Annotated in this window: 19 protein-coding genes; 4 read left to right on the top strand and 15 right to left on the bottom strand. The window is 49.1% G+C overall.

Going from position 1 to position 15,972, the window contains the following annotated elements:
• Window positions 1-42 precede the first annotated feature (42 nt).
• From AC6R0R_RS16690 to cobA, 4 genes are read right to left on the bottom strand one after another with little or no spacing between them, the layout of a single operon-like run.
• The gene (locus AC6R0R_RS16690; RefSeq protein WP_500627530.1) at window positions 43-1,767 is read right to left on the bottom strand and encodes an SLC13 family permease; all 1,725 of its coding nucleotides are present in this window, start codon (window positions 1,765-1,767) and stop codon (window positions 43-45) included.
• Window positions 1,768-1,796: 29 nt separating this feature from the next.
• Window positions 1,797-3,230, bottom strand: a complete 1,434-nt coding sequence (gene cysN / locus AC6R0R_RS16685) for a sulfate adenylyltransferase subunit CysN (RefSeq protein WP_500627529.1) — start codon at window positions 3,228-3,230, stop codon at window positions 1,797-1,799.
• 20 nt (window positions 3,231-3,250) lie between these two features.
• Window positions 3,251-4,225 carry a sulfate adenylyltransferase subunit CysD gene (cysD, locus tag AC6R0R_RS16680; RefSeq protein ID WP_334554971.1) on the bottom strand — a complete coding sequence of 325 codons (975 nt, stop codon included), beginning with the start codon at window positions 4,223-4,225 and terminating at the stop codon, window positions 3,251-3,253.
• A 6-nt stretch (window positions 4,226-4,231) separates the two neighbouring features.
• Window positions 4,232-5,107: a uroporphyrinogen-III C-methyltransferase gene (gene cobA, locus AC6R0R_RS16675; protein WP_334554583.1), complete on the bottom strand. Its 876-nt coding sequence runs from the start codon at window positions 5,105-5,107 to the stop codon at window positions 4,232-4,234.
• 263 nt (window positions 5,108-5,370) lie between these two features.
• Here cobA and AC6R0R_RS16670 point away from each other — a divergent pair, with 263 nt between their 5' ends.
• Both AC6R0R_RS16670 and AC6R0R_RS16665 read left to right on the top strand, forming a co-directional pair.
• Window positions 5,371-7,332, top strand: a complete 1,962-nt coding sequence (locus AC6R0R_RS16670) for a bifunctional 2',3'-cyclic-nucleotide 2'-phosphodiesterase/3'-nucleotidase (protein WP_500627528.1) — start codon at window positions 5,371-5,373, stop codon at window positions 7,330-7,332.
• A 143-nt stretch (window positions 7,333-7,475) separates the two neighbouring features.
• Window positions 7,476-7,931 (top strand): GNAT family N-acetyltransferase, encoded by a 456-nt coding sequence (locus tag AC6R0R_RS16665; RefSeq protein ID WP_500627527.1) that lies wholly within the window; start codon window positions 7,476-7,478, stop codon window positions 7,929-7,931.
• Window positions 7,932-7,970: 39 nt separating this feature from the next.
• Here the strand turns inward: AC6R0R_RS16665 and AC6R0R_RS16660 are convergent, their stop codons facing one another.
• Window positions 7,971-8,666 (bottom strand): LysM-like peptidoglycan-binding domain-containing protein, encoded by a 696-nt coding sequence (locus AC6R0R_RS16660; RefSeq protein WP_500627526.1) that lies wholly within the window; start codon window positions 8,664-8,666, stop codon window positions 7,971-7,973.
• Window positions 8,667-8,913: 247 nt separating this feature from the next.
• On the opposite strand from AC6R0R_RS16660, the gene bamJ reads away from it, so the two are divergent.
• Both bamJ and AC6R0R_RS16650 read left to right on the top strand, forming a co-directional pair.
• Entirely contained in the window at window positions 8,914-9,534 is a 621-nt protein-coding gene (gene bamJ / locus AC6R0R_RS16655) for a BamJ family beta-barrel-assembly machinery protein (RefSeq protein WP_500627525.1), read from the top strand.
• Window positions 9,535-9,736: 202 nt separating this feature from the next.
• Window positions 9,737-10,216, top strand: a complete 480-nt coding sequence (locus tag AC6R0R_RS16650) for a DUF2780 domain-containing protein (RefSeq protein ID WP_500627524.1) — start codon at window positions 9,737-9,739, stop codon at window positions 10,214-10,216.
• Between the two features lie 130 nt (window positions 10,217-10,346).
• On the opposite strand, the gene rplQ is transcribed toward AC6R0R_RS16650, so the two are convergent.
• The 10 genes from rplQ to rpsE form a co-directional block, all read right to left on the bottom strand.
• Window positions 10,347-10,727, bottom strand: coding sequence for a 50S ribosomal protein L17 (rplQ, locus tag AC6R0R_RS16645; RefSeq protein WP_005383141.1), 381 nt, complete (start codon window positions 10,725-10,727; stop codon window positions 10,347-10,349).
• A 26-nt stretch (window positions 10,728-10,753) separates the two neighbouring features.
• Complete coding sequence (locus AC6R0R_RS16640) at window positions 10,754-11,746, bottom strand: DNA-directed RNA polymerase subunit alpha (RefSeq protein WP_334554594.1); 993 nt, start codon at window positions 11,744-11,746, stop codon at window positions 10,754-10,756.
• 24 nt (window positions 11,747-11,770) lie between these two features.
• On the bottom strand, window positions 11,771-12,391 hold the full coding sequence (gene rpsD / locus AC6R0R_RS16635) for a 30S ribosomal protein S4 (RefSeq protein WP_334554596.1): 621 nt from the start codon (window positions 12,389-12,391) through the stop codon (window positions 11,771-11,773).
• A 27-nt stretch (window positions 12,392-12,418) separates the two neighbouring features.
• The gene (gene rpsK, locus AC6R0R_RS16630) at window positions 12,419-12,808 is read right to left on the bottom strand and encodes a 30S ribosomal protein S11 (RefSeq protein ID WP_001118870.1); all 390 of its coding nucleotides are present in this window, start codon (window positions 12,806-12,808) and stop codon (window positions 12,419-12,421) included.
• A gap of 18 nt (window positions 12,809-12,826) precedes the next feature.
• Complete coding sequence (gene rpsM, locus AC6R0R_RS16625) at window positions 12,827-13,183, bottom strand: 30S ribosomal protein S13 (protein ID WP_005435100.1); 357 nt, start codon at window positions 13,181-13,183, stop codon at window positions 12,827-12,829.
• 148 nt (window positions 13,184-13,331) lie between these two features.
• Window positions 13,332-13,445: a 50S ribosomal protein L36 gene (rpmJ, locus tag AC6R0R_RS16620; protein ID WP_000868186.1), complete on the bottom strand. Its 114-nt coding sequence runs from the start codon at window positions 13,443-13,445 to the stop codon at window positions 13,332-13,334.
• Between the two features lie 39 nt (window positions 13,446-13,484).
• Complete coding sequence (secY, locus tag AC6R0R_RS16615) at window positions 13,485-14,819, bottom strand: preprotein translocase subunit SecY (RefSeq protein WP_500627523.1); 1,335 nt, start codon at window positions 14,817-14,819, stop codon at window positions 13,485-13,487.
• 20 nt (window positions 14,820-14,839) lie between these two features.
• Window positions 14,840-15,274: a 50S ribosomal protein L15 gene (rplO, locus tag AC6R0R_RS16610; protein WP_500627522.1), complete on the bottom strand. Its 435-nt coding sequence runs from the start codon at window positions 15,272-15,274 to the stop codon at window positions 14,840-14,842.
• A gap of 5 nt (window positions 15,275-15,279) precedes the next feature.
• Entirely contained in the window at window positions 15,280-15,456 is a 177-nt protein-coding gene (gene rpmD, locus AC6R0R_RS16605) for a 50S ribosomal protein L30 (RefSeq protein ID WP_000201159.1), read from the bottom strand.
• A 7-nt stretch (window positions 15,457-15,463) separates the two neighbouring features.
• Window positions 15,464-15,967, bottom strand: a complete 504-nt coding sequence (rpsE, locus tag AC6R0R_RS16600) for a 30S ribosomal protein S5 (protein WP_500627521.1) — start codon at window positions 15,965-15,967, stop codon at window positions 15,464-15,466.
• Between the last annotated feature and the right edge of the window lie 5 nt (window positions 15,968-15,972).

Below are 15,972 nucleotides of genomic sequence, written 5' to 3'. Positions count from 1 at the left end.
CATTCCACTCTGCGAGCGAGGCAAAGCGGAGAAATAGCTGCATCAGAAGGGAAAAAAGATCGGGATAAGCCCAAGCACCAGTATCGAATAGACGATAGAGAGTGGAATTCCTACTTTGACATAATCCAGTAATGTGTAGTTGCCAACGCTATACACCAATAGATTGGTTTGATAGCCATACGGCGAAATAAAGCTCGCACTCGCGCCAAACAGCACGGCCATGATAAACGGCATCGGGTCTACCCCATAGCCCAACGCCATACTGTAGCCAATCGGGAACGCCAAGGCCGCGGCGGCATTGTTGGTCACCAGCTCTGTCAAAATCAGGGTTAAGAAGTAGGTCGCGACCAGTGCGCCAAAGACGCCCCAACCGTTAAATGCCTCGATAAACATCTGCCCTAAGTTTTCCGACAGGCCCGTCGAAAGCATCAATTGGGCAATCGACAGCGCCGAGCCGACAATGACAACGATATCGATAGGAAAACGGCGCCTCAGTTCGTTGATGTGGACAATGCCCGTCATCAAAGTCGCCAGCAAAAATACGCACAGCCCCTTAATGAGCGGCAGGACCTCCATCAGGGCGAGCCCAATCACCAGAGCAAAGCCCAGCAGCACCAAGGCGGATTTGTTGCCATCGAGGCGAGCACTCGAATCGAGATCATTCATCACCACAAACTCTTTGCGGTGAGCTTGCCTTTCTTGCTCAAAACGTTTCCCAGGCACCAATACTAAGGTATCACCCGCATTCAGCACTATGTTACCCAAGCCGCCTTCCAAACGCTCATGGCCACGACGAATCGCCACCACCACCGCATCAAAGCGATCGCGGAAGTGACTCGATTTTAACGTCTTGTTGCAAAAGCTCGCCGAAGAGCTCACCACCACTTCCACGTAGTTTTGCCCGTTGATGTGGTGCTGACCAAACAGCGTTAAGCCTTGGATCTCTTGCAAGGTCGCGACGCTTTCTATATCGCCACAAAAGAGCAAGCGGTCTCTGGCCTGCAAGACAAAATCAGGGTCCACCGATGGCATGGTTTGCCCATCACGGATCACTTCGGCCAAAAAGAGTTTACGCAGCGCACGCAAATTGTTCTCACTGATACTGCGCCCAACCAGCGGCGAGCCAGGCTCAACCCGCGCTTCTAAAAAGTACGGTAAGTCGTCTTGGCTGTGATCATCATAGTTTGGCAACAGATAACTCAGAGGGATCAAGATAAGCAGCCCGCCAACCAAGACTGATAAACCAATCAAAGTCGGGGTAAAAAAGCCCAAACTTGGCAATCCCGCGTTTTCAACAAAGCTGCTGATGATCAAATTGGTCGAGGTACCAATAAGGGTTAACGTACCGCCTAAGATGGCGGTATACGAGAGAGGGATCAATAACTTCGACGGGGCGTGTTGCTGGTTGCGCTTAATGGCGCCAATCAGCGATACCACCACCGCCGTATTATTAGTAAACGAAGAGAGCAGCGCCGTGGAGATACCCAACTTCGCCACGACGGTGCCTAATTTGCCCGTCGACAAAGAGCGGCTCACCCAGCTGATCAGACGCGTTTTTTCTAGCGCGCACGATGCCAAGATGAGCAGCACCAGCGTCACCAATGAGGCATTGGTGAAGTTAGAGGCGATCTCACTGACGTCAATCAAGCCGGCAATGAAGGCAATAAACGCTGCGCTGGCAAACAGATAGCTCGGTTTAACTCGTGTGCTGACTAAACAGGTCACAACCCCGACCAACAACGCCAGCACCACTCCTTGCTGCCACATTTCGCCTCTCCCTACTCGCTTACCTTGGCTTACTTCTGGCCAAGCAGTTGGCTGAGATCAGCCGCACCCCAATGAGGGAAGTGCTTACGAATCAGTGCATTGAGCTCAACTTCAAACTCAGAGAACTGACCTTCACCACGCGCAACCTGCGACAAGCTCTCGCGAATCAATCCCGCGCCGACTGTCACATTGGTTAAGCGATCAATCACGATAAAACCGCCGGTGTCTTGGCAAGCGAGGTATTTGTCCAGTGCGACCGACTCGTTCAAGGTCCATTCGCACAAACCGATCCCGTTTAACGGTAACTCGTCAGCACTGTGGCTCGAGAGGTTGTTGATATCGTACTGGTGACGAATCGTTTGCACCTGACCTACCGTTTTCTTACCCGCGATCTTGATGTCGTAATCACGTCCCGGTTTAAGCGGCTGCTCGGTCATCCATACCACATCGGCCAGCAGGTGGTTACTCGACTCCACAGAAGAGGACTCCAGTACGAGCAGATCGCCGCGGCTAATGTCGATTTCATCTTCCAGCGTCAACGTCACCGCAAGTCCGGCTTGCGCCTTCTCCAAATCGCCATCAAAGGTCACAATACGCGCCACCGTTGAGGTTTTGCCTGATGGCAACGCTTTAATTTTGTCACCTACGCTGACACTGCCAGAGGCAATCGTGCCGGCAAAGCCACGGAAATCGAGGTTCGGGCGGTTAACGTATTGCACAGGGAAGCGGAAATCGCCCACTTCTTTTTCGCTGTCTACATCGACAGACTCCAAAAGCTCAAGCAGTGATGGGCCTTTGAACCAGCTCATGTTGGCACTGGGCTCAACCACGTTATCGCCTTCGAGCGCTGACAGCGGGATGATCTGAATGTCCGTCTCACCTTGCAGGTTCTTGGAAAACTCAAGGTATTGCTCACGAATCTCTTCAAAGCGCTGCTGTGAGTAATCGACCAAGTCCATCTTGTTAACCGCCACCACAAAGTGCTTAAGACCAAGCAAATTAGAGATGAAGGAGTGACGACGCGTTTGATCCAAGACGCCCTTACGCGCATCGATCAAGATCACCGCCAGATCACAGGTTGACGCACCGGTCGCCATGTTACGCGTGTATTGCTCATGCCCCGGTGTATCCGCAATGATGAATTTGCGTTTTTGGGTAGAGAAATAACGGTAGGCCACATCAATGGTGATGCCCTGTTCACGTTCCGCTTGCAGACCATCGACCAACAGCGCCAAGTCTGGGCGCTCTCCGGTGGTGCCGACACGCTGAGAATCAGAGTGGACCGCCGCCAACTGATCTTCATAAATTTGTTTTGAGTCATGCAGCAAGCGACCGATCAAGGTACTCTTGCCGTCATCAACTGAGCCACACGTTAAGAATCTAAGTAGTGACTTGTATTGGTGCTGTTTTAGGTATCCCTCGATACCAAGCTCTGCGAGCTCCGCTACGACTGCGCTGTTCATTTTCTTTCCTTAGATCCTACTTAGAAGTAACCTTGACGTTTTTTGAGCTCCATCGATCCTGACTGATCGTGGTCGATCGCTCGACCTTGGCGCTCACTCGACGTCGCCACTAACATCTCTTCGATAATACCGGTCAACGTGTTGGCGGTGGACTCAATCGCCCCAGTCAGTGGGTAACAACCCAAGGTACGAAAACGCACGCTTTTCTCTTCCACCACTTCACCCGGTTGCAGCTTCATGCGCTCGTCATCCACCATGATCAACATGCCATCACGCTCAACAACAGGACGCGTATCCGCCAAGTACAAAGGCACAATCTCGATGTTCTCTAGGTAGATGTATTGCCAGATGTCGAGCTCAGTCCAGTTCGACAGTGGGAACACACGAATGCTTTCGCCTTTGTTGATTTGACCGTTATAGGTGCGCCATAGCTCTGGACGCTGGTTTTTCGGGTCCCAGGTGTGGTTTTTATCTCGAAATGAGTAGACTCGCTCTTTCGCTCGAGACTTCTCTTCGTCACGGCGGGCACCGCCAAAGGCAGCGTCAAAGCCGTATTTGTTCAGCGCCTGCTTTAACCCTTGGGTTTTCATGATGTCCGTGTGTTTCGAAGAGCCATGATCGAATGGGTTGATGCCCATCGCCAGACCTTCTGGGTTCTTATGGACCAAAAGCTCAAAGCCATACTTCTTCGCGGTTCTATCGCGAAATTCGATCATTTCTCTAAACTTCCAGTCGGTATCGACGTGCAGCAGTGGAAATGGGATCTTGCCTGGGTAAAACGCTTTACGCGCAAGATGCAGCATTACTGATGAGTCTTTACCGATGGAGTACATCATCACAGGGTTATCAAACTCAGCGGCAACTTCGCGGATGATATGAATACTCTCCGCTTCCAGTTGCTTGAGGTGAGTTAAACGTTCTTGGTCCATGTTGGTGCTTCCTTTACGGCTCGCGTTGAGCTTCTGACTATTAAATTCAGGGTGATGTGCAAAAATTAAGCGCTATGCGCTCTGGCGGCCAAGTTGGCTTATGGGCGCCTCGGTTTGCGCGCGGGCAAACCAATCGAGCTTTTCGGACAACGCCACCACTTCACCGATCACAATCAATGACGGGGACTCGGCGCTTTTGGCCAATTCACTCAAATCGCTCAATTGACCTTTCAGTACGCGTTGGGCTTGCTGCGTACCACGCTCGATAATGGCAATTGGCGTGTGCGCGGCGCGGCCATGCGTAATCAACTGGCTTTGGATGTAATCGGACTTCATCAGCCCCATATAGATGACTAGCGTTTGATTGCCACGCGCCAATGTCGACCAATCCATCTCATCACGTTCGGCTTTGAGATGACCGGTAATAAACATCGCCGACTGAGCGTAATCTCGGTGGGTCAATGGAATGCCTGCGTAGGCCGTCGCGCCAGCAGCAGCGGTGATCCCTGGTACCACGTGAAAGGCGATACCCGCGTCAGCCAACACTTCGAGCTCCTCTCCGCCGCGACCAAAAATAAACGGATCGCCACCTTTAATGCGCACGACTTTATGCCCTTGCTGCGCAAAATCGACCAACAGTTGATTGGTTTTCTCTTGCGGTACGCTGTGGTGACCCGCACGTTTGCCAACGCAAACCAAAATGGTGTCGCTTGGCACCAGTGCCATGATCTCGTCTGACACCAAGTAGTCATACAGCACCACATCGGCCTGCTGTAAAAAGCGCAACGCTTTGAGCGTCAGCAACTCCACATCGCCTGGCCCTGCGCCAACCAATGCCACTTCACCGGCTTTCAAACCACTGCGGCCCATTGCGTGCAACGGCGGTAGGTTGCGCTCGACTTGGGGCTGGCGAAGTGGAAAGGGAGAGACAGTTTCCTTGTGCGCCATAACGTCATCCTTTTGCTAATCTATGGATGGCATTATGGCGCTGCGAACATATTACCTGAAATTCTAAAATTTCATTTTTTATACCAATTGCTGATAAGAGACGATTCTTGTGACACCGAATCGAGGCAAAAAGTGAGAGTTGGGCACCACAACCCGTTGATACCAACGGTTAAGATCACGTTTTCCTGATGAATGAAATTCTTGTTTCATACAACTTTGTTACATTATGCAGTACTGTTGACCCCCCCTCATCGGAGCAAAAAATGAACGTAGCAGTGAAACCTCTCTCTCTGGCCGTCCTCAGCGGGATGCTGGTTATGGCCAGCCCAGCGATGGCAGAAACCATCAAACTTCGCATTATCGAGACCACCGACATCCACACCAACGTGATGGATTACGACTACTACAAAGACAAACCGTCACAAAAGATTGGTTTGACTCGCGCCGCAACCTTAGTCAAAGCAGCGCGCAGTGAAGTCGAAAACAGCGTCTTGGTTGATAACGGTGACTTGATTCAAGGCAGCCCAATGGGTGACTACATGGCAGCCAAAGGCATTGAGAAAGGCGAGGTTCACCCTGTTTACAAGGCGATGAATCAGCTTGGCTACGATGTGGGTAACATCGGTAACCACGAGTTCAACTACGGGTTAGAGTTTCTGGCAAAATCGCTGGAAGGTGCCGAATTCCCTTATGTCAGCGCGAACGTTTTTGACCAAAAAACCGGTGAGCACTACTTCAAACCTTATCTGATAAAGTCGCACATGTTTAAAGATGTCGATGGTGTCGAGCACGAGATCAAAGTCGGCTACATCGGCTTCGTACCGCCACAAATCATGGTGTGGGATAAGAAAAACCTCGAAGGCAAAGTGTTTGCCAAAGACATCAAAGAGTCAGCGATGGCCCTAGTGCCACAAATGAAGGCTGAAGGCGCAGATGTGATTGTCGCCATCCCGCACTCTGGCGTATCCTCTGATCCGCACAAAATGGGCGCAGAAAACTCCACTTACTATCTCTCTGAAGTAGAAGGCATTGATGCGATTGCGTTTGGTCACTCGCACGCCGTCTTCCCAGGGAAAGGCTTTGAAAACATCCAAGGTGTGGATAATGAAATGGGTACCATCAACGGCGTTGCCGCCGTCATGCCAGGACGTTGGGGCAGCCACGTTGGTGTGATTGACCTAGAGCTTAAGCAAGAAGGTGAGCAGTGGGTGGTGGTGAAAGGCCAGTCCGAAGCACGCCCAATCTTTGATTCAGCGACTAAACAGCCTATCGTCGACGCGGATGCCGGTATCGTCAAAGCGCTTGAAGCAGACCACAAAGCGACGCGCGACTTTGTCAATCAGCCGATTGGTAAAGCCAGCGACGTGATGTACAGCTTCCTCGCCTTGGTGCAAGACGATCCCACCGTACAAATCGTCAACCTTGCACAAAAAGATTACGTTGAGCGCTTTATCCAAGGCGATCCTGATTTATCAGACATCCCTGTGCTCTCAGCGGCAGCGCCATTTAAAGCGGGCGGTCGTAAAAACGATCCGAATAACTACACCGAAGTGGAGTCAGGTCAGTTGACCTTCCGTAACGCTGCGGATCTCTATCTCTACCCGAATACCTTGGTGGCGATGAAAGTCAGCGGTCACGAAGTGAAAGAGTGGCTAGAGTGTAGCGCCGGTCAATTTAAACAGATCGATACCAACAGCAGCGCCGCACAAAGCCTGATTGATTGGGATGGCTTCCGTACTTACAACTTTGACGTCATTGATGGGGTTAACTACCAGATTGATGTGACCCAGCCAGCGAAATACGACGGCAACTGTAACGTCATCAATGAAGATGCTGAGCGTATCGTCGGTTTGACTTATCAAGGGAAAGCGATTGATCTGAAACAGCCATTTATCATTGCGACCAACAACTACCGTGCGTACAGCAACAAGTTCCCAGGCACAGGTGCCGAGTTTGTTGCGTTTGACTCGCCAGATGAAAACCGCTCGGTTGTGGCTGCGTACATTACCCGCGTCAGTGAAGAAAACGGTGAGTTTGTACCAAGCGCAGACAACAACTGGTCTTTCGCCCCTATCCAATCGGATAAAAAACTCGATATCCGTTTCGAAACCTCACCGGGTGAAAAGGCAGCTAAGTTCATCGCAGATAAAGGTCAATATCCAATGGCCTTCGTTGAGAATGATGATGTAGGCTTTGCGGTCTACCAAATCGATCTGCAAAAATAGCACTTTGCTCAATCAGAGCGTCTTTCATTAAGCCGCAGTCACTGCGGCTTTTTTCTCTCTATTTTACAAAGATCGTTAATATTGCAGCCACTTATCTCAGGTTGATATGATGGCGTCCCTTATTTACCACCAATAGGTGTCCGATGGATTGGCAACTGCGTACCTTTGAAGCTTTGAGCAACCACGAACTGTATCAATTACTCAAACTAAGAGTGGATGTGTTTGTGGTCGAACAAACCTGCCCATACCCCGAGCTCGATGACAAAGACCCAATCACGGGGGTGTATCACCTACTGGGTTATGAGCAAGGCCAACTGGTCGCCTGCGCGCGCTTACTGCCTGCGGGGATCAGTTATCCGAGCGTCAGTATTGGCCGAGTGGCGACACATGAAAAAGCGCGTGGCAACGGGCTGGGTCATCAACTGTTGGAGCAAGCGATTCATCAATGCCAACGTTTGTGGCCAAACAGCGCAATTGAAATCGGCGCGCAGGAGCACTTAAGTGCCTTCTATGGCCGATATGGATTTGTTGCCACCTCTGAGGTCTATCTCGAAGATGGCATCCCTCATATTGATATGAAGCGAGAGAGTGGGGCTTGAGGGGCAAAGGGGAATGGGTAGCGGGCAGAGGGTAAGTGATTACTTACTGCGGCCAAATCCACCATCTGATAACCTAAAGAACATCACCGATTGCTGATTTTTCTCAAGCTGAAGAATATCAAGCTGACCTTCATCGGTCACTTTGTAGCGCACCAACTGGCCTTGGCGAATTTGACTAAGCGGTTTATCTTGCCCCTCGACTTTGACGAGTGCGTTTAAGTCCGCCATTGAGAGCCCATTGCGTCGAAACATCTCAGCTAGGGTATCGCCACTTTTCACCGTATCTTCTTGCCACGGGTTCGTGACTTGTCTTGGGTTTGTTACTTGTTCTTGATGTGAGACTGGCGTTGAGCTTTGCTGGCTCAGTGAGGTGGTGTTGATATCAATGGAGACACGTTGAGGTGACGCAACCTGCACCGAAGCCGTCTCCGGTGTCGACTGTGATGTGGGCAACATCAGCAAAATGACAAGTAGTGGAACCAGTACCATCAACCCACGTTGATGCCACTTAGGTAGACGATGCCAAAGCGCCTTGCCTTGCTCGGGTAACGTGCGCCATTTAGCCCCAAGGGGAGACGATGGGTTCGTCTCAGGCGTGCTTGAGTCGGGCTGACTAGGCCCTTGCTTTTTCAGCTTGAGTGCGCCCAACGGGTTTGAATGACGAAAGCGCGCCAACTGTGTTTTCAATACCTCAGCATAATCGACACGTTGTGGTTTCTTCTTTCTGCGATTCATCGCCCTATTTCTCCCAATACTACCCTGCCCCAAGTATAAAAATGATAATCAACCGAGTATAGGGATTTTGCGCGCGTTAAGTAATAACTCGGTCAAATCTCACGGAATTCTCATCGATAGGCGCATTTCACCCCGAGAGTGATGGTTATTCTCCCCCGAGAGTGACAGTTAAAAGGGCGCTATCGTTTCATCACTGTGTGAGAACTGGTAGACTTGATGACTTTATACACCCAACAAGAGAGACATCATGTCTGAAGTGAAATTTGAAACTGTAGAGCAAAAAGCCAGCTACGGAATCGGCCTACAAATGGGTCAACAACTTGCGGGTTCTGGTCTTGACGGCCTAAACGTTGACGCCATTGCTGCGGGTATCGCAACAGCATTGGTTGGTGACATGCCAGCAATCGAAGTAGACGAAATCAACAAAGCGCTGCAAGAGCTGCACACTCGTGCAGAAGCAGTACGTCAAGAAGCGGCAAAAGCGGCGGCGGCAGATGGCGAAGCCTTCCTAAAAGACAACGCTCTACGTCCAGAAGTGACCGTACTAGAGTCAGGTCTTCAGTACGAAATCATCACTGAAGGTACGGGTGAAATCCCAACTTCAGACAAGCAAGTTCGCGTTCACTACCACGGTGAATTGACTGACGGTACGGTATTTGACAGCTCAGTGTCTCGTGGCCAACCAGCAGAATTCCCAGTTACTGGCGTGATCAAAGGTTGGGTAGAAGCCCTACAACTGATGCCTGTTGGCTCAAAGTGGAAACTGTATATTCCTCAAGACCTTGCCTATGGTGAGCGCGGCGCTGGTGCGGCGATCCCTCCATTCGCAGCCTTGGTCTTCGAAGTCGAATTGCTGGCTATCCTGTAATAGCCTGGCAGAACAGCCGAAAGTTCAAGACAGACAGCGGTGCTCTATGAGCGCCGCTTTTTTTCATCTTGACGCAGAGATGGCTCTATTCACTGTGAGATGAGTGTGATACAAGTATCGCTTATGGAAGCAATATACCCATTGATCCATTCAATCACTCTGGCCTATCAGAGTGTTAAAGCGAACACTGCATGGAGGCTCTATGCGCAAACACCTTCTTACTGCGGCGCTGCTGGCTCTGTCTGCCGGACAAGCGCACGCCTTTCTCAATTCCATTACTGAAAAATCAAGCCAAGAGGGTTTGATGGACATGGTTAGCCAAGGGCTCAACCTGCAATCTTCACCAATAAGCGAGCTGTTGACCAGTCAGCTTCCTGTGACCAGCGAACAAGCGACAGCGGGCGGCGGCGCACTGTTGGCGTTCGCACAAAGTCAGTTATCTTCTGAAAACAGCAACGAATTAGAGTCTTTAGTACCTGGCCTCTCGCAACTCAACGATGCGGGTGGGCTCTTTAGTCAACTTGAAAGTATCGAGGCGGTGCGCGGCGTCTTTGAAAAAGTGGGTCTGGACCCTTCGATGATCAGCCAATTTGCGCCTGTAATCCTTGGCTATCTTAGCGACCAAGGCGCCAGTGACAGTCTATTAGGTTCACTCGGTGGACTCTGGACCGATTTAGAATAGTCGTCAGTGAGTAGAGTGGTGCTCTGCATTAAATCTTGATGTCTCGATGAGATAACGTACAGAGACATTACCTATACGACAGGCACAAAAAAGCCGAGCTAACGCTCGGCTTTTTCGTTATACGAACTGATTACTCAGCAGCTTCTTCAGCAGCTGGGCGATCAACAAGCTCAATGTAAGCCATTGGAGCTTTATCACCAGCACGGAAGCCAGCTTTTAGGATACGAGTGTAACCGCCCTGACGAGCAGCAAAACGTGGACCTAGTTCGTTAAATAGTTTTGCAACTACTTCGTTGTCACGAGTACGTGCAAATGCTAGACGACGGTTAGCAACGCTGTCAGTCTTAGCTAGTGTAATCAAAGGCTCAACTACGCGACGTAGCTCTTTTGCTTTTGGCAAAGTAGTCTTGATAACTTCATGACGTACTAGAGAGCTAGCCATGTTGCTGAACATCGCTTTGCGATGTGAGCTGTTGCGGTTGAGTTGACGACCACTCTTACGATGGCGCATGACCTAATCCTTCTAACTAGTATCGATTAATCTTCAGCGATAGACGCTGGTGGCCAGTTTTCTAGGCGCATGCCCAGAGACAGACCACGTGATGCAAGTACGTCTTTAATCTCAGTAAGAGATTTTTTACCAAGGTTTGGCGTTTTAAGTAGCTCAACCTCAGTGCGCTGTACAAGATCACCGATGTAGTGAATCGCTTCTGCTTTCAGACAGTTAGCAGAGCGAACTGTTAGTTCAAGATCGTCTACAGGACGCAGTAGGATCGGATCGAATTCTGGCTTCTCTTCCTTCTCCTCAGGTACACGTACATCACGAAGATCTACGAACGCATCCAATTGCTCAGCAAGAATAGTTGCTGCGCGACGGATTGCTTCCTCAGGGTCTAGAGTTCCGTTCGTTTCCATGTCGATAACAAGCTTGTCTAAGTCTGTACGCTGCTCTACACGAGCGGCTTCAACAGCGTAAGCAATCTTGTCTACTGGGCTGTACGTAGCGTCAACCAGTAGGCGGCCAATTGGACGCTCATCTTCTTCAGTATGGATACGAGCTGAAGCTGGAACGTAACCGCGACCACGTTCAACTTTGATACGCATAGCGATCTCAGCGTTGTCATCCGTTAGGTGACAAATTACGTGTTCTGGGTTAGCGATCTCTACATCACCATCATGGGTGATGTCACCTGCAACCACAGGGCCTGAGCCTGATTTGTTCAGTGTAATAAACACTTCATCTTTGCCTTCGGCAACGCGAACAGCCAAACCTTTAAGGTTTAGAAGAATTTCAAGAATATCTTCTTGAACGCCTTCTTTAGTGCTGTACTCGTGCAGAACGCCTTCAATTTCAACTTCAGTCACTGCGCAACCTGGCATAGACGAAAGTAAAATACGGCGAAGTGCATTACCTAGAGTGTGACCAAAGCCACGCTCTAATGGCTCAAGAGTTACTTTTGCGTGTGTCGTGCTGACTTGTTCGATGTCAACCAGACGTGGCTTAAGAAATTCTGTTACAGAACCCTGCATTGTGTCCTCTCTTTAGTTTAAACCTTACTTAGAGTAAAGCTCGACGATCAGTTGTTCGTTGATGTCAGCAGACAGATCAGAACGCTCAGGCAGACGCTTGAACGTACCTTCCATCTTAGTGCCATCTACTTCAATCCAAGTTGGTTTTTCGCGTTGTTCAGCAACTTCTAGTGCACCTTTGATGCGAGATTGCTGTTTCGCTTTTTCGCGAATAGAAACAACGTCGTTAGCCGCAACTTTGAAAGAAGGAACGTTTACCACTTTACCGTTAACTAGAATAGCTTTGTGGCTAACTAGCTGACGTGCTTCTGCGCGAGTTGCACCAAAGCCCATGCGGTAAACTACGTTATCAAGACGACCTTCAAGAAGCTGAAGCAGGTTTTCACCTGTGTTGCCTTTAAGGCGAGCAGCTTCTTTGTAGTAGTTACGGAATTGTTTTTCTAGAACGCCGTACATACGACGAACTTTTTGCTTCTCACGAAGCTGAACGCCATACTCAGATAGACGACCGCGACGAGCGCCGTGTACACCTGGTGCGTTATCAATTTTACACTTGGTATCGATCGCGCGTACACCAGACTTAAGGAATAAGTCAGTACCTTCGCGACGGCTAAGCTTCAGCTTAGGACCCAAATATCTTGCCATGATCTTTCTCCAGTAATCTAAAAAACGTTATACGCGACGTTTCTTAGGTGGACGACAACCGTTATGAGGGATTGGTGTAGCATCAACAATGTTTGTGATGCGGAAACCAGCAGCGTTCAGTGCGCGAACAGTAGATTCACGACCTGGACCTGGACCCTTAACCATAACTTCCAAGTTCTTTAGACCGTATTCTTTAGCCATTTCAGCACAACGCTCAGCAGCAACCTGTGCAGCGAACGGAGTAGACTTACGAGAACCACGGAAACCTGAACCACCTGCAGTAGCCCAAGCTAGTGCGTTACCTTGACGGTCAGTGATGGTTACGATTGTGTTGTTGAAAGAAGCATGGATGTGCGCAACGCCATCTGCAACTTGCTTGCGTACGCGCTTACGAGCGCGAGTTGGTTGTTTAGCCATTGTACTCTACCTTCCCGATTATTTCTTGATCGGCTTACGCGGACCCTTACGGGTGCGAGCGTTGGTTTTAGTACGCTGTCCACGTAGTGGTAGACTGCGACGATGACGAAGACCACGGTAACAACCAAGGTCCATAAGACGCTTGATGTTCATAGATACTTCACGACGTAGATCACCTTCTACAGTGTACTTAGCTACACCATCACGCAGTTGATCGATCTGCTCTTCAGTTAGTTCACTGATCTTAACATCTTCAGCAATACCCACTTCAGCTAGGATAGCTTGAGAGCGAGTTTTACCGATGCCGTAGATTGACGTTAGTGCAATCACAGCATGTTTCTGATCAGGAATGTTAATGCCTGCAATACGGGCCATTATTCACTCCTAGTGTTTCTTAAAAAGAATTAGCCGCAACAAAGCCCGTTATGGATACGTTGCGGAATACTACTTCTTTTGCACGCAAAAGGTAGGCCGAGGAATATACTCGACCTAACCTTCTATTTCAAGTAAAAATTTCTGCTAATTAGCCTTGGCGCTGCTTGTGCTTTGGCTCACTGCAAATCACGCGAACGACACCGTTACGCTTGATAACTTTACAGTTACGGCAGATTTTTTTAACGGAAGCACGAACTTTCATTGCTAAACTCCGTAAATGAAATCTGAGACTACCGCCGAATTAACGGCCATAACCTTTCAGATTCGCTTTCTTCAACACAGAATCATATTGTTGAGACATCATATGAGTCTGTACCTGTGCCATAAAGTCCATGATAACAACAACTACGATAAGTAGTGATGTACCGCCGAAGTAGAAACGTACGTTCCATGCGACCATCATGAACTCCGGAATCAGACAGATAAAGGTAATGTAAAGCGCGCCCGCAAGGGTTAGTCGCGTCATTACTTTATCAATGTACTTAGCTGTCTGCTCACCTGGGCGGATGCCGGGTACGAATGCACCTGACTTCTTCAAGTTATCTGCTGTTTCACGCGGGTTGAATACCAACGCCGTGTAGAAGAAACAGAAGAAAATAATCGCTGCTGCATAAAGCATTACATACAGAGGTTGACCTGGGCTAAGAGCCAAAGACACGTCAGTTAACCAACCGAACGCGCTGCTCTCACCGTTCTGACCGAACCACTGAGCCAATGTTCCTGGGAACAGGATAATGCTCGAAGCGAAGATTGCTGGAATAACACCGGCCATATTAATTTTTAATGGCAGATGCGTACTTTGCGCAGCAAATACTTTGCGACCTTGTTGACGCTTCGCGTAGTTGACAACGATACGACGTTGACCACGTTCCATGAAAACAACAAAGTAAATGACAGCGAAAGACAATACAGCAATCAACAGCAGAAGAAGTACATGCAATTCACCTTGACGCGCTTGCTCAATTGTTTGGCCGATTGCCGAAGGCAATCCAGCAACAATACCTGCAAAGATCAGCAACGAGATACCGTTACCAATTCCGCGCTCTGTAATTTGTTCACCTAACCACATAAGGAACATGGTACCGGTTACTAAACTTACGGTCGCAATAAGCGTAAACATGGTTTGGTTGATAACAACCAGATTGTCGACCATGTTTGGTAGGCCTGTTGCAATACCAATAGCTTGGAAGGTTGCAAGTACAAGCGTGCCGTAGCGTGTATATTGGCTTATCTTACGACGGCCTGCTTCACCCTCTTTTTTGAGTTCAGCTAACGCTGGATGAACTACAGTTAGCAGTTGGACAACAATCGATGCCGAAATGTACGGCATGATGCCCAACGCTAATATAGATGCACGCTCAAGAGCACCACCGGAGAACATGTTAAACATCTCTACGATGGTACCTTTTTGCTGTTCGAACAATTGGGCAAGTACAGCAGCATCAATACCAGGTAGTGGTACAAAGGAACCTGCACGGAATACCAAAAGTGCGCCTAAAACGAACAATAAACGCGACTTTAATTCCGCCAATCCATTCTTTGCACTACTAAAATCTTGTCCTGGTTTTTTAGCCATCTGTACCCTTCCTTCGAAGATTATTCTTCGATTTTACCGCCAGCAGCTTCGATTGCAGCTTTAGCGCCTTTAGTCACACGTAGACCTTTAACAGTCACTGCTTTGTTAATTTCACCAGAAAGAACAACTTTTACAAATTCGATGTTCTTAGTGATGACGTTAGCAGCTTTAAGGCTGTTTAGGTCAACCACGTCACCTGTTACTTTCGCTAGCTCAGCTAGACGAACTTCAGCAGACACTAGGCTCTTACGAGAAGTGAAACCGAACTTAGGTAGACGTTGTTTTAGAGGCATCTGACCGCCTTCAAAACCTGGACGAACACTGCCGCCAGAACGTGATTTTTGACCTTTGTGACCACGGCCACCAGTTTTACCAAGGCCAGAACCGATACCACGGCCAACTCGCTTCGCAGGAGTCTTAGCGCCCGCAGCCGGTGCTAGAGTATTCAAACGCATTCTGATTACTCCTCAACTTTAACCATGTAGTAAACCTTGTTGATCATACCGCGTACACACGGAGTATCTTCAAGTTCTACTGTATGGTTGATTTTACGAAGGCCCAGACCACGCAAAGTAGCTTTGTGCTTTGGTAGGCGACCAATTGAGCTTTTAGTTTGAGTAACTTTAATAGTTGCCATGGTGTTCTTACTCCGAAATAGATTCAACAGTTAGACCACGTTTAGCAGCAACCATGTCTGGTGACTTCATGCTACCTAGCGCATCGATCGTCGCACGAACGATGTTGATAGGGTTCGTAGAACCGTATGCTTTAGATAGTACGTTGTGTACACCTGCTACTTCTAGTACTGCACGCATCGCACCACCTGCGATAACACCTGTACCTTCAGCCGCTGGCTGCATGTAAACTTTAGAGCCCGAGTGGCGACCTTTTACCGGGTGGAAAAGTGTGCCTTCGTTAAGCGCGATCGTAGTCATGTTACGACGTGCTTTTTCCATTGCTTTTTGAATCGCTGCAGGTACTTCACGGGCTTTGCCGTAACCGAAACCTACGCGACCGTTACCGTCACCAACTACAGTTAGTGCAGTAAAGCTCATGATTCGACCGCCTTTAACCGTTTTAGATACACGGTTAACTGCGATTAGCTTTTCTTGCAAATCATTCGCTTGAACTTGTTGTTCTTTAGCCATCTTCC

The organism is Vibrio sp. R12-SW3-ISO1, from assembly GCF_059834005.1.
This window is presented reverse-complemented; position numbering and strand designations above follow the sequence as displayed.

Excerpts from the sequence above, each read along its gene's own strand:
- AC6R0R_RS16690 (WP_500627530.1), bottom strand. The coding sequence starts at position 1,767 with ATGTGGCAGCAAGGAGTGGTGCTGGCGTTGTTGGTCGGGGTTGTGACC.
- cysN (WP_500627529.1), bottom strand. The coding sequence starts at position 3,230 with ATGAACAGCGCAGTCGTAGCGGAGCTCGCAGAGCTTGGTATCGAGGGA.
- cobA (WP_334554583.1), bottom strand. The coding sequence starts at position 5,107 with ATGGCGCACAAGGAAACTGTCTCTCCCTTTCCACTTCGCCAGCCCCAA.
- AC6R0R_RS16670 (WP_500627528.1), top strand. The coding sequence starts at position 5,371 with ATGAACGTAGCAGTGAAACCTCTCTCTCTGGCCGTCCTCAGCGGGATG.
- AC6R0R_RS16665 (WP_500627527.1), top strand. The coding sequence starts at position 7,476 with ATGGATTGGCAACTGCGTACCTTTGAAGCTTTGAGCAACCACGAACTG.
- AC6R0R_RS16660 (WP_500627526.1), bottom strand. The coding sequence starts at position 8,666 with ATGAATCGCAGAAAGAAGAAACCACAACGTGTCGATTATGCTGAGGTA.
- bamJ (WP_500627525.1), top strand. The coding sequence starts at position 8,914 with ATGTCTGAAGTGAAATTTGAAACTGTAGAGCAAAAAGCCAGCTACGGA.
- AC6R0R_RS16650 (WP_500627524.1), top strand. The coding sequence starts at position 9,737 with ATGCGCAAACACCTTCTTACTGCGGCGCTGCTGGCTCTGTCTGCCGGA.
- rplQ (WP_005383141.1), bottom strand. The coding sequence starts at position 10,727 with ATGCGCCATCGTAAGAGTGGTCGTCAACTCAACCGCAACAGCTCACAT.
- AC6R0R_RS16640 (WP_334554594.1), bottom strand. The coding sequence starts at position 11,746 with ATGCAGGGTTCTGTAACAGAATTTCTTAAGCCACGTCTGGTTGACATC.
- rpsD (WP_334554596.1), bottom strand. The coding sequence starts at position 12,391 with ATGGCAAGATATTTGGGTCCTAAGCTGAAGCTTAGCCGTCGCGAAGGT.
- rpsK (WP_001118870.1), bottom strand. The coding sequence starts at position 12,808 with ATGGCTAAACAACCAACTCGCGCTCGTAAGCGCGTACGCAAGCAAGTT.
- rpsM (WP_005435100.1), bottom strand. The coding sequence starts at position 13,183 with ATGGCCCGTATTGCAGGCATTAACATTCCTGATCAGAAACATGCTGTG.
- rpmJ (WP_000868186.1), bottom strand. The coding sequence starts at position 13,445 with ATGAAAGTTCGTGCTTCCGTTAAAAAAATCTGCCGTAACTGTAAAGTT.
- secY (WP_500627523.1), bottom strand. The coding sequence starts at position 14,819 with ATGGCTAAAAAACCAGGACAAGATTTTAGTAGTGCAAAGAATGGATTG.
- rplO (WP_500627522.1), bottom strand. The coding sequence starts at position 15,274 with ATGCGTTTGAATACTCTAGCACCGGCTGCGGGCGCTAAGACTCCTGCG.
- rpmD (WP_000201159.1), bottom strand. The coding sequence starts at position 15,456 with ATGGCAACTATTAAAGTTACTCAAACTAAAAGCTCAATTGGTCGCCTA.
- rpsE (WP_500627521.1), bottom strand. The coding sequence starts at position 15,967 with ATGGCTAAAGAACAACAAGTTCAAGCGAATGATTTGCAAGAAAAGCTA.